Origin of the sequence: Roseisolibacter sp. H3M3-2, from assembly GCF_029211165.1 — a bacterium.
Lineage (GTDB): Bacteria > Gemmatimonadota > Gemmatimonadetes > Gemmatimonadales > Gemmatimonadaceae > Roseisolibacter.
This window is the reverse complement of sequence record NZ_JARGEK010000688.1, coordinates 1-1,013: the sequence shown is the minus strand read 5'-3', so window position 1 is coordinate 1,013 and position 1,013 is coordinate 1. Positions and strand designations below refer to the sequence as shown.

The following is a 1,013-nucleotide window of genomic DNA, read 5'->3' as shown; positions in this document are numbered from 1 at the left end:
AGGAGTTGAGACCACGATTTGTCTTCCTAAGACCGCTTGGCCTCCGACTTCCTGCCGCTCGGGCGGACGGCGCGCGCCGACGACGGGACGACGGCCGACCCCGCGGGCGCGGTCCGGGCCTTCGCGGCCGGGTGCGGGCGCGGCGACGCGGCCGCCTGCGGCGAGCAGGGGGTGCAGCTGGTCGCGGGGGAGGGCGTCGCCCCCGACGCGGACGCCGGCCGGGCGCTGCTGACCCGCGCCTGCGACGGCGGCGCGCTCGCCTTCTGCGTCGACCTCGGCGCGTCGCTGCTGGCCGTCGCCCCCCCGGCCTCCGCGGCGGCGGCGCGCGCCGCGGCGCTCTTCCGCCGCGCCTGCGAGGGGAACGTCGCGCGCGGCTGCACGGCGCAGGGCGAGGCGCAGCTGACCGGACGCGGGGTCGCGGCCGACCCGGTGGGCGCGGTGACGCTGTTCGCCGGCGCCTGCGCCGCCGGCGACGCGGTCGGGTGCACCCGGCTCGGGATCGCGCTCGTCGACGGGGTGCCGGGGGTGCGCGCCGACGTGATCCGGGCCGCCCAGAGCTTCCAGACCGGATGCACGGCCGGAGACGGCGACGGGTGCGACCGGCTGGCCGGGCTGCTGTGGGACGGCCGCCGCCTGCCGCGCGACCGGGCGCGGGCGATGACGCTCTGGCAGCGCGGGTGCACGGCGGGGAGCGGCCCCGCCTGCTACGGCGTGGGCGGGCGCCTGGTCCGCGGCGACGACGTCCGCCGGGACGAAGTCGCCGGCGACGCCGCGCTGGCGCGCGGATGCGACGTCGGCGAGGCGCGCGCGTGCGGGCTGCTGTCGGAGCAGGTGGCCGCCGGACGCGGCGTCGCCGCGGACGCGATCCGCGCGGCGACGCTGCTGCGACGCGCCTGCGACCTGGGGTGGGGCGACCGCCGCTGCCGGCGCTGACGCGGCGGGGGTGCCCCGCGCCCCGTCAGGGGCAGCGGTCGGCGACCAGCGCGACCGACGCCGCGCGCCGCTCGCTCCCC

At 81.1% G+C, this 1,013-nt stretch carries 1 protein-coding gene; it reads left to right on the top strand.

The features are described 5' to 3' along the window. Window positions 1-36 precede the first annotated feature (36 nt). The gene (locus PYV61_RS25745; RefSeq protein WP_275836743.1) at window positions 37-933 is read left to right on the top strand and encodes a tetratricopeptide repeat protein; all 897 of its coding nucleotides are present in this window, start codon (window positions 37-39) and stop codon (window positions 931-933) included. The last annotated feature ends 80 nt before the right edge of the window (window positions 934-1,013 follow it).